The sequence below is a fragment of the Halomonas halophila genome, from assembly GCF_030406665.1.
GTDB classification, from domain to species: domain Bacteria; phylum Pseudomonadota; class Gammaproteobacteria; order Pseudomonadales; family Halomonadaceae; genus Halomonas; species Halomonas halophila.
In genome coordinates, this window is the sequence record NZ_CP129121.1 from 1,457,469 (window position 1) to 1,471,204 (window position 13,736).

The 13,736-nt window shown below is 70.4% G+C and carries 15 protein-coding genes and 1 tRNA gene; 4 read left to right on the forward strand and 12 right to left on the reverse strand.

The genetic code is table 11. The features are described from left to right. The first annotated feature begins 195 nt into the window (after nt 1-195). Nucleotides 196-1,875, forward strand: coding sequence for an AMP-binding protein (locus tag QWG60_RS06700; RefSeq protein ID WP_146907918.1), 1,680 nt, complete (start codon nt 196-198; stop codon nt 1,873-1,875). A gap of 16 nt (nt 1,876-1,891) precedes the next feature. Then, a complete protein-coding gene (locus QWG60_RS06705) occupies nt 1,892-2,659 on the forward strand; it encodes an SDR family NAD(P)-dependent oxidoreductase (RefSeq protein ID WP_107182132.1) in 768 nt (255 codons plus the stop codon). 79 nt (nt 2,660-2,738) lie between these two features. On the opposite strand, the gene QWG60_RS06710 is transcribed toward QWG60_RS06705, so the two are convergent. The 4 genes from QWG60_RS06710 to QWG60_RS06725 form a co-directional block, all read right to left on the reverse strand. Next, complete coding sequence (locus QWG60_RS06710) at nt 2,739-3,533, reverse strand: SDR family NAD(P)-dependent oxidoreductase (protein ID WP_146907920.1); 795 nt, start codon at nt 3,531-3,533, stop codon at nt 2,739-2,741. A gap of 79 nt (nt 3,534-3,612) precedes the next feature. After that, entirely contained in the window at nt 3,613-3,954 is a 342-nt protein-coding gene (locus tag QWG60_RS06715; protein ID WP_046080162.1) for a winged helix-turn-helix domain-containing protein, read from the reverse strand. Nucleotides 3,955-4,034: 80 nt separating this feature from the next. Continuing rightward, nucleotides 4,035-5,312 (reverse strand): adenosylmethionine--8-amino-7-oxononanoate transaminase, encoded by a 1,278-nt coding sequence (bioA, locus tag QWG60_RS06720; RefSeq protein WP_146907922.1) that lies wholly within the window; start codon nt 5,310-5,312, stop codon nt 4,035-4,037. A 229-nt stretch (nt 5,313-5,541) separates the two neighbouring features. Then, nucleotides 5,542-5,751, reverse strand: a complete 210-nt coding sequence (locus QWG60_RS06725) for a hypothetical protein (protein ID WP_146142937.1) — start codon at nt 5,749-5,751, stop codon at nt 5,542-5,544. Between the two features lie 282 nt (nt 5,752-6,033). Between QWG60_RS06725 and QWG60_RS06730 the strand changes: the two genes are divergently transcribed. Next, nucleotides 6,034-6,720 (forward strand): HNH endonuclease, encoded by a 687-nt coding sequence (locus QWG60_RS06730; RefSeq protein WP_146907924.1) that lies wholly within the window; start codon nt 6,034-6,036, stop codon nt 6,718-6,720. A gap of 131 nt (nt 6,721-6,851) precedes the next feature. On the opposite strand, the gene QWG60_RS06735 is transcribed toward QWG60_RS06730, so the two are convergent. The 6 genes from QWG60_RS06735 to bioB form a co-directional block, all read right to left on the reverse strand. Continuing rightward, a tRNA-Leu gene (locus QWG60_RS06735) sits at nt 6,852-6,936 on the reverse strand. Between the two features lie 45 nt (nt 6,937-6,981). Further along, a complete protein-coding gene (gene bioD / locus QWG60_RS06740) occupies nt 6,982-7,683 on the reverse strand; it encodes a dethiobiotin synthase (RefSeq protein WP_146907926.1) in 702 nt (233 codons plus the stop codon). Nucleotide 7,684: 1 nt separating this feature from the next. Next, nucleotides 7,685-8,488: a methyltransferase domain-containing protein gene (locus tag QWG60_RS06745; protein WP_046080166.1), complete on the reverse strand. Its 804-nt coding sequence runs from the start codon at nt 8,486-8,488 to the stop codon at nt 7,685-7,687. Then, nucleotides 8,485-9,255: an alpha/beta fold hydrolase gene (locus QWG60_RS06750; RefSeq protein ID WP_146907928.1), complete on the reverse strand. Its 771-nt coding sequence runs from the start codon at nt 9,253-9,255 to the stop codon at nt 8,485-8,487. Before QWG60_RS06750 ends, QWG60_RS06745 begins: the two co-directional genes overlap by 4 nt. After that, the gene (gene bioF / locus QWG60_RS06755) at nt 9,252-10,403 is read right to left on the reverse strand and encodes an 8-amino-7-oxononanoate synthase (RefSeq protein ID WP_146907930.1); all 1,152 of its coding nucleotides are present in this window, start codon (nt 10,401-10,403) and stop codon (nt 9,252-9,254) included. The genes QWG60_RS06750 and bioF overlap by 4 nt, the downstream gene beginning before the upstream one ends. A 4-nt stretch (nt 10,404-10,407) precedes the next feature. Beyond that, complete coding sequence (bioB, locus tag QWG60_RS06760; protein WP_181244341.1) at nt 10,408-11,505, reverse strand: biotin synthase BioB; 1,098 nt, start codon at nt 11,503-11,505, stop codon at nt 10,408-10,410. A 70-nt stretch (nt 11,506-11,575) separates the two neighbouring features. Here bioB and QWG60_RS06765 point away from each other — a divergent pair, with 70 nt between their 5' ends. Further along, complete coding sequence (locus QWG60_RS06765; protein ID WP_237022309.1) at nt 11,576-12,328, forward strand: ComF family protein; 753 nt, start codon at nt 11,576-11,578, stop codon at nt 12,326-12,328. A gap of 16 nt (nt 12,329-12,344) precedes the next feature. Here QWG60_RS06765 and QWG60_RS06770 read toward each other — a convergent pair whose 3' ends face one another. Both QWG60_RS06770 and QWG60_RS06775 read right to left on the reverse strand, forming a co-directional pair. Beyond that, nucleotides 12,345-13,037: a glutathione S-transferase family protein gene (locus QWG60_RS06770; protein WP_146907932.1), complete on the reverse strand. Its 693-nt coding sequence runs from the start codon at nt 13,035-13,037 to the stop codon at nt 12,345-12,347. A gap of 35 nt (nt 13,038-13,072) precedes the next feature. Continuing rightward, nucleotides 13,073-13,714, reverse strand: coding sequence for a LysE family translocator (locus QWG60_RS06775; RefSeq protein WP_146907935.1), 642 nt, complete (start codon nt 13,712-13,714; stop codon nt 13,073-13,075). Nucleotides 13,715-13,736 lie beyond the last annotated feature (22 nt).

Consider the following 13,736-nt stretch of genomic DNA (forward strand, 5'->3'; position numbering starts at 1 on the left):
TGGTCTAGCGCTTGAGTCTCTCACGCTTCTTGCCCCGCCCGGCGGAAACCTCTAGCTTGAGTCGGGCACGGCGACATATTGACGTTTACGTTAACGGAATTAGAGCGGCGCGCCAGCCCGCGACCCGCCGACGCACAACAACAATCAGCGGGCGTTCCGGGTTCGATCCCCGGGCGCCCGGCACGGAGGCTTTCCATGAGCACGCCCGCGACGCTTTCCGATCTTGCCACCTCTCTCGCCGCCTATCTCGAGACCTTCTCCGTCGATGCCGTGAGCGCCCGGCTCGACGACCATGCCGACGGCCGCCTCAACGCCTTCGAGGCCTGCTGCGGCCGCCACCTGCGCCAGGGGCGCGGGGAGACGACGGCGCTGGTGCACGAGGATGGCGGCGGCCGCGTCACCACCCTGAGCTACGCCGAGCTGGCGGCGGCCAGCGAGAGCCTGGCCGGCTGGTTCGCCGACCAGGGCCTGGGCGAAGGCGATCGCATCGCCGGGATGCTGCCGCGTACGCCGGCGCTGCTGATCGCGGTGCTCGCCGCCTGGCGCATCGGTGCGGTCTACCAGCCGCTGTTCACCGCCTTCGGGCCGGACTCGGTCGGCTATCGCCTCGAGCGCGCCGAGACGCGGCTGGTCATCACCGATCCCGCCAACCGGGCCAAGTTCGATGGCCTGGCCGAATGCCCGCCGGTGCTCGCCGTGGGTGGCCCCGATGCCGCCTACGGCGACGACCATGACTGGGCGGCCGCCCTCGATCACGCGCCCATCGCCACGCCGCCCCTGCGTCAGGCGCCGGACGCACCCTTCCTGCAGATGTTCACCTCCGGCACGGTGGGCAAGCCAAAGGGCGTGGCCGTGCCGCTCTCGGCGCTGCCGGCCTTCGCGCTCTACATGGAGCTGGCCGTGGGCCTCGAGCGCGACGACCGCTTCTGGAACATGGCCGACCCGGGCTGGGCCTACGGGCTCTACTACGCCATTACCGGGCCGCTGCTGCTGGGCGCGACCACCCACTTCTGCGAGGCGGGCTTCGGCGCCGAGGTGGCGCGAGACTTCCTGCAGCGCCATGGCATCACCAACTTCGCCGCCGCGCCCACCGCCTACCGGCTGATGAAGGCCTCGGGGCTGTTCGACGGGGCCGGCGAGTGCCTCGCGCTGCGGCGCGCCAGCTCGGCGGGGGAGCCGCTCAACACCGAGGTGGTGGACTGGGTGGAGCGCACGCTGGGCTGCCCGGTGATGGATCACTACGGCCAGACCGAGACCGGCATGACCTGCTGCAATCACCATGTGCTCGGCCATCCCCGGCCCGTCGGCGGCATGGGCGCGCCGCTGCCCGGCTACCGGCTGGCGATCCTCGACGCCGAGGGCCGCGAGCTGCCGCCGGGCGAGCCCGGGGTGCTGGCGGTGGATATCGCCCGCTCGCCGGCGCACTTCTTCGCCGGCTACACCTGGCAGGAGAAGGATCCCTTCATCGACGGCTATTACCTGACGGGCGACGTGGTGGTCGGCCACGAGGACGGCACCTTCCAGTTCGCCGGGCGCAACGACGACATCATCACCACCTCGGGCTATCGCGTCGGCCCCACCGACGTGGAGAACTCCGTGCTGACGCACCCGGCGGTGGCCGAGTCCGCCGCCGTCGGCCAGCCCGACGAACTGCGCGGCGAGATCATCCGCGCCTACGTGGTGCTGCGCGACGATCACGAGCCCAGCGAGTCCCTGGCCGAGGAGATTCGCCAGCGGGTGCGCGAGCGGCTCTCGACCCACGCCTTCCCGCGGGCGATCGAGTTCGTCGACGCCCTGCCCAAGACCCCCAGCGGCAAGATCCAGCGCTTCAAGCTGCGCGCGGACGCCGCCGACAAGGCGGCGGTCGCCCCCTGACCGTGGAGACATGACCATGCAAGTGAAGGACAACGCCTTTCTGATCACCGGCGCCGCCTCCGGGCTGGGCGCGGCCACCGCCGAACGGCTGGTGGCGGCGGGCGGCCGCGTGACGCTGTGCGACCTGAGCGAGGGCGTCGAGGCCCTGGCCGAGCGGCTCGGTGCGGCGGCCGTCGCCGTGCGCGGCGACGTGACCTCGGCCGACGACATTCGGGCCGCGGTGGACGCCGCCGTGGCCCACGGCGGCGAGCGGGGCCTGGCCGGGGTGGTGCACTGCGCCGGCGTGGTCAGCGTGGCCAAGCTGCTCGACCGCGAAGGGAATCCGGCCGACCTCGACGACTATGCGCGCACCCAGCAGATCAACCTGGTCGGCACCTTCAACGTGATGCGCCTGGCGGCGGCGGCCATGGCGGCCAACGCTCCGGGCGAGGACGGCGAGCGCGGGGTGATCGTCAATACCGCCTCGGTGGCGGCCTTCGACGGCCAGGTGGGGCAGTGCGCCTACAGCGCCTCCAAGGCCGGGGTGGTGGGCATGAGCCTGCCGGCGGCCCGTGAGCTCTCGCGCCACGGCATCCGGGTCATGGCCATCGCCCCGGGGGTGTTCGAGACGCCGATGATGGAAGACCTGCCCGAGGCCGCCGTGGAGGCGCTCTCGGCGGCGGTGCCGTTCCCCAAGCGGCTGGGCCGGCCCGACGAGTACGCCCGCCTGGCCGAGCAGATCATCACCAATCCGATGCTCAACGGCGAGGTGATCCGCCTGGACGGCGGCATTCGCATGCAGTGAGTGGGGGTATCACCGTGAACAGCAAAACGCCCCCAGGCGCTGGCCTGGGGGCGTTTTTTGTCGACGTGGTGCGGTGGCCTCAGGCGATAGTGTCGACCACGCCACCGTCGACGCGCAGGGCCGCGCCGCTGGTGGCCGAGGCCTGCGGCGAGGCGGCATAGACGACCATGTTGGCGACCTCCTCGACGGTGGCCGCGCGCTGGATGATCGAGCTCGGGCGCTGGGCCATCACGAATTCCCTGGCGGTTTCCTCCATCGACTTGCCGCTTTGCTTCTGCTGCTCGGCGAGCATCTCCTGCACGCCCTCGGACAGCGTCGGCCCCGGCAGCACGGCGTTGACCGTGACGCCGGTGCCGGCCAGGCGCTTGGCCAGGCCGCGGGACAGCGACAGGTAGGCGGTCTTGGTGACGCCGTAGTGGATCATGTCGTCGGGGATGTTCAGCGCCGACTCCGAGGACAGGAACAGGATGCGGCCCCAGCCGCGCTCGACCATGTCGCCCGAGTAGGCCCGCGACAGGCGCACCCCGGACATCACGTTGACGTCGAAGAAACGCTGCCACTCGTCGTCCGGCGTCTCGAAGAAGTCCTGGGGGCCGAAGATGCCGACGTTGTTGACCAGGATGTCGGTGGTGGGCTCGGCGGCCAGCAGGGCGTCGCAGCCCTCGGCGGTGCCCAGGTCCGCCGCCACGCCGCGGGCGTCGGCGTTCGGCACCTGCTGGCGCAGGCGCGTCAGCGCCTCGTCGACGGCGGCCTGCTTGCGGCCGTTGAGCACCACGCTGGCGCCGCAGTCGGCGAGCCCCTCGGCGATGGCGAAGCCGATGCCCCCGGTGGAGCCGGTGACGATGGCGGTCTTGCCGGTCAGATCGATCTGCATGGAAGCCTCCTGGCGTTGGGTCGCGTGTGTTCCGTTACCTGATAGCACCCTAACAAACGTCGTCCGGCCTGGCGAGGCGTCACGCCGTGCCGGGCGCATCGGCGCGCGATCCGCGGGCCAGGTCGCGCGGAGGATAGCCGAGGGCCTGGCGCAGCATCTCGGCGTGGCTGGTCACCCAGTCGGGGGCGATGGGGCCCCAGTCGCGGATGACGTAGTGGCCGATGTTGTGGCGCTGGCCGGGTTCGGGCTCGAACTCGCAGTGGATGTCGAGCTCGGCCAGGGCGGCGATGGTGTCCTGGGCGGTGCGTCGGGGCATGCCTGTGGCCTCCATGATCGCCGGCACGCTGGCGGTGCCGGTGGCGATTAAGTGGGCCACGTAGAGGCGGCGATAGAAGCTGGTGCGGGTCTTGCTCAGGCTCATGGCGCTCATCATCCCTGAAGGTTTGCCCAAGGCTGACACGCCGCCGCGGCGAGTGCCAGCCCGAGGGCGAGCGGGACGCGTTAGCGTTCCCGGGACAGGAACCAGCCTTTCATGGCGCCGGTGATGCGGCGCATGTCGTCGTGGGGGGTGATGTAGGCGGGCATGGTGTACAGCCAGCGGCCGAAGGCGCGCAGCCACACGCTCTGGGTGCGGGCGAAGTCGGCCGCGCCCTTGAGCGAGTCGGCGTCGTGGACCTCGATCACCGCGGTGGCGCCGAGCGCACGTACGTCGGCCACGTCCGGGTGGGCGCGCAGCGCCTCGTCGTCCACCAGCTCCTCGCGCAGCACGCCGTTCAGCGCCTCGATGCGGCCCAGGTAGTCGTCCTCCTCGAACACCGCCAGGCTCTCCAGCGCGACGCGGCAGGCCAGCGGGTTGCCCATGAAGGTCGGGCCGTGCATGAAGGCATGCAGCTCGCTGTCGCCGATGAAGGCATCGTGGACGCGGTCGGTAGCCAGCGTCGCGGCGTGGCCCAGATAGCCGCCGGTCAGGCCCTTGGACAGCACCATGATGTCCGGCGTCACGTCGGCGTGATTGGCGGCGAACATCTTGCCTGTGCGGCCGAAGCCGGTGGCCACCTCGTCGAAGATCAGCAGCACGTCGAACTCGTCGCACAGCTCGCGGGCGCCGCGCAGATAGTGGGGCGAGGTCATGTTGAGCCCGCCGGCCGCCTGCAGCAGTGGCTCCATCAGCAGCGCGCCGATCTCCTCGTGATGGGCCTCCAGCACGCCGCGCAGGGCGTCGAGATCGGCCTGCACCTCGTCGCGGCTGGCGTCGAAGCCGGCGGTGGGCGCGGGGGCGAAGTGGTGCTGCGGCAGGAAGCCCGCGAACAGCGAGTGCATGCCTTCCTCGGGATCGCACACCGCCATGCAGCCGGCGGTGTCCCCGTGGTAGGCCTTCATCAGCGTCAGCATGCGGTGCTTGGCCGGCCTACCGCGCAGGTACTGGTACTGCACGGCCATCTTCATGGCCACTTCCATGCCCACCGAGCCGCTGTCCGAGAAGAACACGTGGTTCAGCCCTTCCGGCGTGACGCGCACCAGCTCGCGGGCCAGGCGGTCGGCCGGCTCATGGGTCAGCCCGCCCAGCATCACGTGGCACAGCTCGTCGGCCTGGCGCTGGATGGCCTCGACCAGCCGCGGATGGCGATAGCCGTGGATCATGCACCACCAGGAGCAGGTGGCATCGAGCAGCGACTCGCCGGTGTCCAGGGTGAAGCGCGGGCCGTCGCCGCCGACCACCTTGGGTGACGGGGTCTGGGTCTTGAGATGGGAATAGGGGTGCCAGACGGGGGATGTCATCGGGCCTCCAGGGCATGCGTGAACGGCGCCGCCGATGCACGAGAGGCACCGGCGGCCGGATGGCGCATACCTTACATGTAAACCTTGTGGTTATGAAGGCGTTGACTGTGGCGGCGTGCAAGCCCGGTGGACGGGCGCGTGGCGCCTGCGGTACGCGAGGCCTGGAGTGGAAAGCTGGCGGTCAAAAGCGAGGGAGAGAGGATGTGCGAGCCGGATCGGCCGACTGGGATCAGCGCGCCTCGCCGTAGCTGGCCCCGGCGACGCGGGGGCTGACGCTATGCTCGGTGGCGTGACCGCAGGCCAGGCAGGTGACGCGGTAGTGGTAGGCATCGATTCGCCGCAGCCTGAAGCTGGCCCAGCGCGGCCCCTGCGGGGCGCGAATCTCGGTGGCGCCGCAGGGGCAAATCATCGCCCAGCTGCCGCGGGGCATGGGCATCATGGTGATCTCCGACACGGGCCTGTCCTCTCCGTTTTCCTCCTTATGCATCCTTAGGCTAGGTGCTGGGCGATGCGTGCGGTATAGGAGATCGCTGACAGTTGGGGGAATATCCAGATACTCTGTTCGTGACGTCGGGCAGCGATCCTTCTCCTGTGTTCAAGCGTGCCTGCTCATGCGTTGAGTAGCGTGTGAGGCAGGATGACGTGACATGCGAGCGTTGGTACTCAACATTAGTTATCTCTTATTCTATGGCCTTGTTCCATTACCGATAAGGAATGCGGGATGTCGACGCCATGGAGCGATGAGGAGCTCAAAGCTTCCGTCGAGGTTTATGTCGAGATGTTGGATAAGCAGCGCCGGGGCGAGGGGGTGATCAAGGCCCGCTATTATAGGGCGCTGGAGAAACGCTTCGGCAGGACGGCCAAGGCTTTCGAATATCGGGCTCAAAATATCTCGTATGTCTACGCACTGCAGGGGCGTGCCTGGGTCAAAGGGCTGAAGCCGGCGGGCAACGTTGGCGTTAAGATCGTTGCCCGATTGGAAGCCTTAATCGCCGAGGTAGAAGGGCAACAGCCCTCGTCTTCTGCCACCTTCGCGACCGAGGTCAACGAGCGTCGAAGTCTGTATCGCGATAACGCTTTGACGCCGCCGGCGGGGCGACAGTCGCCGGGTAAGATATCAGTCAGTGCAACGGTCTATGAGCGCGACCCCGACGTGGTGGCATGTGTGCTGACTCAGGCCGATGGCGTCTGTGAATGCTGCGATTCACCTGCGCCTTTTACTCGGGAGGATGGCAGCCTCTTCTTGGAGGTGCATCATCTCAAACGCTTGGCGGATGGTGGTCCCGATATCGTGGAAAACGCCATAGGCTTGTGCCCGAATTGCCACCGCGAGTTGCACGCCGGTTTGGGCAAGCATGAGCTGGCCGCACGGCTTATCGACAAAATCGAGCGGCTTAACGCCTATTGATAGGAGGCCAGAAAGATCGAGAGGAAACGGCAATAGGATTGTCGAAGCTAAGTCACAATCTGGTCACAGGGGGTAATCGGGTGCCTCGAGGAGAGGTCGTCGCGATGTCGAGTCAGTGAGGCAAATCAGAATGGTGCGGATGGGGAGACTTGAACTCCCACGCCCGAAGGCACCAGAACCTAAATCTGGCGTGTCTACCAATTCCACCACATCCGCACGGGTCAGGCAGGCGTGCACATTTTACGGACGCCTTGCGGCAAGTCAATCGTCGTCGGGCAAGTCCAGGTGATCGGCGGCCGCTATGGCGCGGGCGTCCGGGGTGTCGGCGTCCAGGCGCGGCACGATGCCGAGGCAGGGAGCGTTCAGGGTGCGCTCGAGAGTGGCCAGGTTATCGCGATAGCAGGCGTCGTCGGCAGAGAAGTCGGGGTCGATCAGGTTGCCCACCCAGCCGGCCACACGCAGGCCGTCGGCGCGGATCGCCTCGGCGGTGAGGCGGGCATGGTTCAGGCAGCCGAGCTTGAGCCCCACGACCAGGATTACCGGCAGTTCGAGGCGCAGCGCCAGGCCGGCGAGGTCTTCCTCGTCGTTGAGCGGCACGCGCCAGCCGCCGGCGCCCTCGATCAGCGTCAGCCCGCGCGCCTCGGCCAGCGGCGCGGCAACGTGGTCGGCCAGGGCGTCGACGGTCGGCGTCTCGCCGACCTGTCGGGCGGCCAGGTGAGGCGCGATGGGCGGCGCATAGGTGTAGGGGTTGATGACGGCGTAGGGCGTGGCCGGCTCGCTCCGGGCCTGCAGGGTCAGGGCATCGATGTTGCGCAGCCCCTCGGCGGTCGACTCGCAGCCGGAGGCCACGGGCTTGAGTCCCAGGGTGGTCAGGCCGCGGCGGCGGGCCTGGGCCAGCAGGCCGCTGGCGACGAGGGTCTTGCCGGCGTCGGTGTCGGTGCCGGTCACGAAATAGGCGGTCATCTCAGCGTTCCAGGTCGAGCGTCAGAAGGTGGTAGGAGACGGGCAGGCCGTCCTCGTTGCGAAGCGCCTCGAAGCGGCGGGCGGCGCGGGCCACGTCGGCGCGCGAGAGCCGGGCGCCGTCGCGGGCCACCTGGGCGCCCACACCCTTGATCGAGGTCATCACCGCGGCGAGGTCGGGATAGTGGAAGCGCTCGATGCGTTCCGTGACCTCGACGCCGCGGAAGCCGGCCGCGTGGGCGGCGCGGCGGTGCCGGGCGGCGTCATGGAAGCCGAGCAGCGCGGCGGGGCGCTGCCAGGCCTGGCCGACCTCGGAAAGCGTGCCCGGCGCCAGGGTGTTGATCAGCGCTCGCCCGCCGGGGCGCAGCACCCGGCGAACCTCGGCCAGCACGGCGTCCAGATCGGAGCACCACTGGATCGCCAGATTGGAGACGACGAGATCGAGGCCGCCGTCGGGCAGCGGCAGGTCGGCGGCGTCGGCGCACAGCCAGCCGATGGTCTCGCCGTGGCGGCGGCGGGCCTCGGTGAGCATGCCCGGCGCCAGGTCGAGGCCGTGGATGGTGGCGTCGGCAGCGAAGCGCTTGGCCAGTTCGGCGGCGAGGTCGCCGGGGCCGCAGCCAAGATCCAGCACGGCGCCGGCGCGTTCGGGCAGCCGTTCGAGCAGCCGCTCGGCCATGGCCTGCTGGGCCCGGGCGCGCTCGCGATAGTGCGGCGCGGCCCGCGAGAAGGCGTGGGCGACCCGGGCGCGCCAGTCGCGGTCCCTTGGATCCGTGTGAATGTCGATGGCGTGACTCGGCTGGGCGGTCATGGCGTGGGTTCCAAGGGCGCCTCTGCCCTGGCCTCGGAAAGCGTCGTTCGCCCGGGCGCCTCGGCGATGGCGGCCAGCGCGCGGGCGAGCCGTGCCGGCTGGCTGATCAGCGGGCAGTGGCCGGCCTCGGGCAGTCGCAGGTCGGCCCGCTGGCGCTCTGCCGGAGCCAGCAGCGGGTCGGCCTCGCCCGCCAGCCGATGCACCAGGCAGGGTGGCGAGGCGAGGCGCTCGGCGTTGTCGAGTTCGGCTAGCTGGGCGAGCCCCGTAGCCAGGGTCGCGGTGTCGGCGCTGGCGTCATCGCCGAGCAGGGCGCGCAGCCGGCGATGGGCGGCCCGGGGCGACGGCTCGCCGCCGAGCTGCCAGCGCAGGAAGTGGGCGTGGGTGCCCGTCGGATCACGGCGGAAGGCCTTGCGAAACTGGGCCAGGGCGGCGCGGCTGACGCCCTCGGGGTGCGGGAAGCGCTCGCCCATGCCGAGCAGCACCAGGGCGCGGGGTGCCGGCAAGTGGTCGAGCAGGGCGCCGGCCAGCAGGCCGCCCAGCGACCAGCCGACCCAGACGGCGTCGCTCGGCAGCTCGTTGGCCATGGTCTCGGCCAGGGCGTCCAGCGAGGCGGGGTCGTCGAGGGCGTCGCGTTCGCCGTAGCCCGGCCAGTCCGGCGTGGTGATCGTAAGCCCGTTCGGCCAGTGGCCGTCGAGCGCCTGCCACAGGCGGGCGTCGCAGCCCCAGCCGGAGAGCAGCACCAGCTTGTTATCTGCCGATTCGCTCATGCGGCCTCCTCCCGCTGGCAGGCGGCCAGCCCGTCGAGCAGGGCGTCCAGGGCGTGGTCGTCGTGGGCGGCGGAGAGCGTGATGCGCAGTCGCGCCTCGCCTTTCGGCACCGTCGGGGCGCGGATGGCGCCGACCCGAAGGCCGGCGTCGCCGAGCCGGGCGGCCCAGCGCAGCGTGCGCGCGCTGTCGCCGAGGCGCAGCGGTTGGATCGGCGTGGTCGATTCGTCCAGTTCGAGGCCGAGGGTGGCGGCCTCGCGGCGGAAGCGCGCGATGCGTTCATGCAGCCGGGCGCGCCGCTCGGGTTCGGCCTCCAGCACGTCGAGGGCGGCCAGGGTCGCTGCCGCCACCCCGGGCGGCTGGGCGGTGGTGTAGACGTAGGGTCGAGCGAACTGCACGAGATGCTCGATCAGCGCCTCCTCGCCGGCCACGAAGGCGCCGGCGCTGCCGAGTGCCTTGCCCAGGGTGCCGACCAGCACCGGCACCTCGTCGACGTCGTGGGTCCGGCCGGCGCAGCCGTCGCCCACCTCACCGAGCACGCCGAGGCCGTGGGCGTCGTCGATCATCAGCCATGCGTCGTGACGGCGGGCGGTGGCGGCGAGCCCCGCCACGTCGGCCACGTCGCCGTCCATGCTGAACACGCCGTCGCTGACCACCAGCGCCGGGGCCTCGCTCGGGGCTCGGGCGAGCAGGCGTTCGAGGTCGTCGAGGTCGCGGTGGTGGAAGCGGCGCGAGGGTGCGCCGGCGAGTCGGGCGCCGTCGATCAGCGAGGCGTGGTTGAGACGATCCTGGAAGACCGGCGTATGGCGATCGCACAGCGCCTGCAGCACGCCCAGGTTGGCCATGTAGCCGGTGGAGAACAGCAGCGCCCTCGGGCGGCCGGTGAGCGCGGCGAGGCGCTGCTCCAGCGCCTCGTGAATCTGCTGGTGGCCGCACACCAGGTGCGAGGCCCGGCCGCCGGCGCCGAAGCGCCGCGTGCCCTCGGCCTGGGCCTCGGCGAGGCGCGGGTCGCGGGCCAGGCCGAGATAGTCGTTGCCGGCGAAGTCGAGCCGGCCGTCTTCCGGCCCCACGGTGGGCCGGGCGCGCCACAGCCCCTCGGCGCGGCGGGTCTCGGCCCGCTCGGCCAGGCGACGCGACCAGGTCTCGGCCATGGGGTCAGGCTCCGGTGGCGTCGTAGAACAGGGCGTCGTCCTGGCGCTCGCGCATGGCGGCTTCCAGGGCGGCCTCGGTCTTCTCGTCGTCGGCGCAGGTCTCGCGCTGCTCCGGGTGCAAGCCGAGCTTGTCGAACAGCGCCCGGTCGCGCTCCACCTGGGGGTTGCCGGTGGTCAGCAGGGTGTCGCCGTAGAAGATCGAGTTGGCACCGGCCAGGAAGGCCATGGCCTGGGTGGACTCGTCCATCTGCTCGCGGCCGGCGGACAGGCGCACGTGGCTCTTCGGCATCAGGATGCGGGCCACGGCGATGGCGCGGATGAACTCCAGCGGGTCCAGGTCCTCGGCGTGCTCCATCGGGGTGCCCGGCACCTTGACCAGCATGTTGATCGGCACCGACTCGGGATGCGGCTCCAGGCGCACCAGCTGCTGGAGCAGGGCGGCGCGGTCGCGCGGCGCCTCGCCCATGCCCAGGATGCCGCCGGAGCAGACCTTCATGCCCGCCTCGCGCACGTTGGCCAGGGTATCCAGGCGGTCGGCGTAGGTGCGGGTGGTGATGATCTCGCCGTAGTAGTCCGGCGAGGTATCGAGGTTGTGGTTGTAGTAGTCGAGCCCGGCCTCGGACAGGCGCTTGGCCTGATCGACGTCGACCATGCCCAGGGTCATGCAGGTCTCGAGCCCCAGCGCCTTGACCTGGCTGACCATCTCCATGACCACCTCGAGATCCTTCTCGCGCGGGCTGCGCCAGGCGGCGCCCATGCAGAAGCGGCTGGCGCCGGCCTCCTTGGCGGCCTTGGCCTGGTTCACCACCTTCTCGATCTCGAGCAGCTTCTCCTTGCCGAGCCCGGTGTTGTAGTGGCCGGACTGCGGGCAGTACTTGCAGTCCTCCGGGCAGGCGCCGGTCTTGATCGACAGCAGGGTGGAGACCTGCACGGCGTTGGCATCGAAGTGCGCGCGGTGGACCTGCTGGGCGCGGAACATCAGGTCGTTGAAGGGCAGCGCGAACAGCGCCTCGATCTCCTCGAGGGACCAGTCGTGGCGAAGGTCCGGACGACTGGCTAGGGTCAGATCAACCGGGGCGTTGTCGTGGGGCTGGGCAGGCATGAGGGGCTCGCTTATGGTCAACTGGGCACGGGTTCGTGAGTTGACCGATAGGGTACGTAGGCAGGTCGGTATGTCAACCTTGTGGCGTCATGAGGTTGACGACTGGCTGCGCCGCGCGTTGCCGGGCCGCTGCGCCTTCTGCCTGGCGGCCTGCGAGCCCGGCCGCCCCTGGTGCGCCGACTGCCACGCGGCGCTGCCCTGGAATCGCGCGGCCTGCCCGGTCTGCGCCGAGCCGCTCCCGGCCAGCGTCATCCCACGACCCTGTGGCCACTGCCTGCGTCGGCCGCCGGCCTACCTTCGCGCCCGAGTGCCGCTGCGCTACGAGGGCGAGGTGGCGGGGCTGATGCAGCGCTTCAAGTTCCATGCCTCGCCGCGGGCCGGCACGCTGCTGCTGACGTTACTGGAGGAGGGGCTGGAAGAGGGGATGAAAGAGGGGGTGAAAAAAGGCCAGGCCGGCATCGCGCCGCCCCAGGCGCTGATCGCCGTGCCGCTGCATCCGCGACGCGCCCGGGAGCGCGGTTTCGATCAGGGTCGCTGGCTGGCCGAACGGCTGGCGGCGAGGCTCGAGGTGCCGCTCATCCTGGCCCGGCGGACGAAGGATACGCCGAGCCAGCGGGGCCTCGGCCGGCGAGGGCGGCGGGGCAACCTGCGCGGGGCCTTTGAGATGCCGCAGGCGCTGCCGCCTCGGGTGGCGCTGCTCGATGACGTCATGACCACCGGCGCCACCCTCGACGCCCTGGCCCGGGCCTGTCGCCGGGCGGGCGCCGAGGAGGTCGAGGCCTGGGCGATTGCCAGGACGCCGCCGGGCCACGGCAGCGCCTAGCGGCCTTGCCGGGGGATCAGGCCGTGGAGGCGTCACGGTGGTCGACCAGCCGCTCGCCGGCGGCCAGGGTCTTGCGCTCGTGGGGTTGGTCGCGCCAGGGCTCGGCGAGGGCGGCCCGGTACCAGGCCTGCATGCCGGGCAGGGCCAGCAACCGCTCGACGTAGCCGCGGGCGGCCGCGCCGAGGGGCAGGTCGAAGCCTTGCACGCGAAAGGCGACCGGGGCGAAGAAGGCGTCCACTGCGGTGAATGTTTCTCCGGCCAGGAAGGAGCCGCTGAACGTCTCCAGTCCTTGCGTCCAGAGCTCTTCCAGACGCGCCAGGTCGTGCCTCAGCGGCTCGGAAGGCGTCGTGACCCGCACGCGCAGCCCGCAGTTCATGGGGCATTCGTCTCGCAGCGCCCGGAAGCCGGAGTGCATCTCGGCGCAGGCCGATCTCGCCCAGGCGCGGGCGTTGGCCGACGTCGGCCACACGCCCGGATGGCGTTCGGCCAGATACTCGACGATGGCGAGGGAGTCCCAGACGGCGAGCTCGCCGTCGATCAGGCAGGGCACCTGGCCGGTGGGCGAGAAGGCGCGAAACGAGGCCCAGTTCGCGTCGGCGACGAAGGGCGTCAGCCGTTCCTCGAAGGGAATGGCCATCTCGCTCATCAGCAGCCAGGGGCGCAGCGACCAGGACGAGTAGTTCTTGTTGGCGATATGCAGTCGATACACGGCGGCAGGCCTCTCGCGGGAGGAAGGAAGCGGGATCAATGCGACGTGGCGATCAGCGAGCCGCCCGCGGCCATGAACAGGCCGCCGGTGGCGCGATGAAAGCCCCTGGCCCGGCCGGGATGGCGGAACCACTGGCCGAGGCCCGAGCCCATGGCGGCGTAGAGCCACATCAGGCTGAGGTCGATCACCGCCCAGGTGGCGGCGAGGATGGCAAACTGCACCAGCTGGGGCTCACCCACGTCGATGAAGTTGGGGAACAGGGCGGCGAAGAACAGCAGATCCTTGGGATTGCTGATGCCGACCAGAAAGCCCTGGCGGAACAGGCGGAGGCTGGAGGTGTTCGCGGATGGGGGCGCCGCGGCGGCGTCCGGGACGTCCAGCGGCGAGTCGTCGCCGGCGCGGCGCCAGGCCTGAAGGCCGAGGATCACGAGATAGGCGCCGCCGAGGAGCTTCAGCACGTGGAAGGCGGTCTCCGAGGCGGCCAGGATGGCACCGAGGCCCAGCGACGACAGCACCATCAGCGCCAGCGAGGCCAGGGTGCCGCCGCACACGGTGGCCGTGGCGCGGCGGCGGCCGAAGCGCAGGCCGTGGCTGGTGCAGAGCAGCGCCACCGGGCCGGGGAAGATGATCAGGGCGACGATCACGCCGAGGTAGGTGATCCAGGTGAGCAGTTCCATGGCGTGTCTCCGGCCGGGATGT

Excerpts from the sequence above, each read along its gene's own strand:
- QWG60_RS06700 (WP_146907918.1), top strand. The coding sequence starts at position 196 with ATGAGCACGCCCGCGACGCTTTCCGATCTTGCCACCTCTCTCGCCGCC.
- QWG60_RS06705 (WP_107182132.1), top strand. The coding sequence starts at position 1,892 with ATGCAAGTGAAGGACAACGCCTTTCTGATCACCGGCGCCGCCTCCGGG.
- QWG60_RS06710 (WP_146907920.1), bottom strand. The coding sequence starts at position 3,533 with ATGCAGATCGATCTGACCGGCAAGACCGCCATCGTCACCGGCTCCACC.
- QWG60_RS06715 (WP_046080162.1), bottom strand. The coding sequence starts at position 3,954 with ATGAGCCTGAGCAAGACCCGCACCAGCTTCTATCGCCGCCTCTACGTG.
- bioA (WP_146907922.1), bottom strand. The coding sequence starts at position 5,312 with ATGACATCCCCCGTCTGGCACCCCTATTCCCATCTCAAGACCCAGACC.
- QWG60_RS06725 (WP_146142937.1), bottom strand. The coding sequence starts at position 5,751 with ATGATGCCCATGCCCCGCGGCAGCTGGGCGATGATTTGCCCCTGCGGC.
- QWG60_RS06730 (WP_146907924.1), top strand. The coding sequence starts at position 6,034 with ATGTCGACGCCATGGAGCGATGAGGAGCTCAAAGCTTCCGTCGAGGTT.
- bioD (WP_146907926.1), bottom strand. The coding sequence starts at position 7,683 with ATGACCGCCTATTTCGTGACCGGCACCGACACCGACGCCGGCAAGACC.
- QWG60_RS06745 (WP_046080166.1), bottom strand. The coding sequence starts at position 8,488 with ATGACCGCCCAGCCGAGTCACGCCATCGACATTCACACGGATCCAAGG.
- QWG60_RS06750 (WP_146907928.1), bottom strand. The coding sequence starts at position 9,255 with ATGAGCGAATCGGCAGATAACAAGCTGGTGCTGCTCTCCGGCTGGGGC.
- bioF (WP_146907930.1), bottom strand. The coding sequence starts at position 10,403 with ATGGCCGAGACCTGGTCGCGTCGCCTGGCCGAGCGGGCCGAGACCCGC.
- bioB (WP_181244341.1), bottom strand. The coding sequence starts at position 11,505 with ATGCCTGCCCAGCCCCACGACAACGCCCCGGTTGATCTGACCCTAGCC.
- QWG60_RS06765 (WP_237022309.1), top strand. The coding sequence starts at position 11,576 with ATGTCAACCTTGTGGCGTCATGAGGTTGACGACTGGCTGCGCCGCGCG.
- QWG60_RS06775 (WP_146907935.1), bottom strand. The coding sequence starts at position 13,714 with ATGGAACTGCTCACCTGGATCACCTACCTCGGCGTGATCGTCGCCCTG.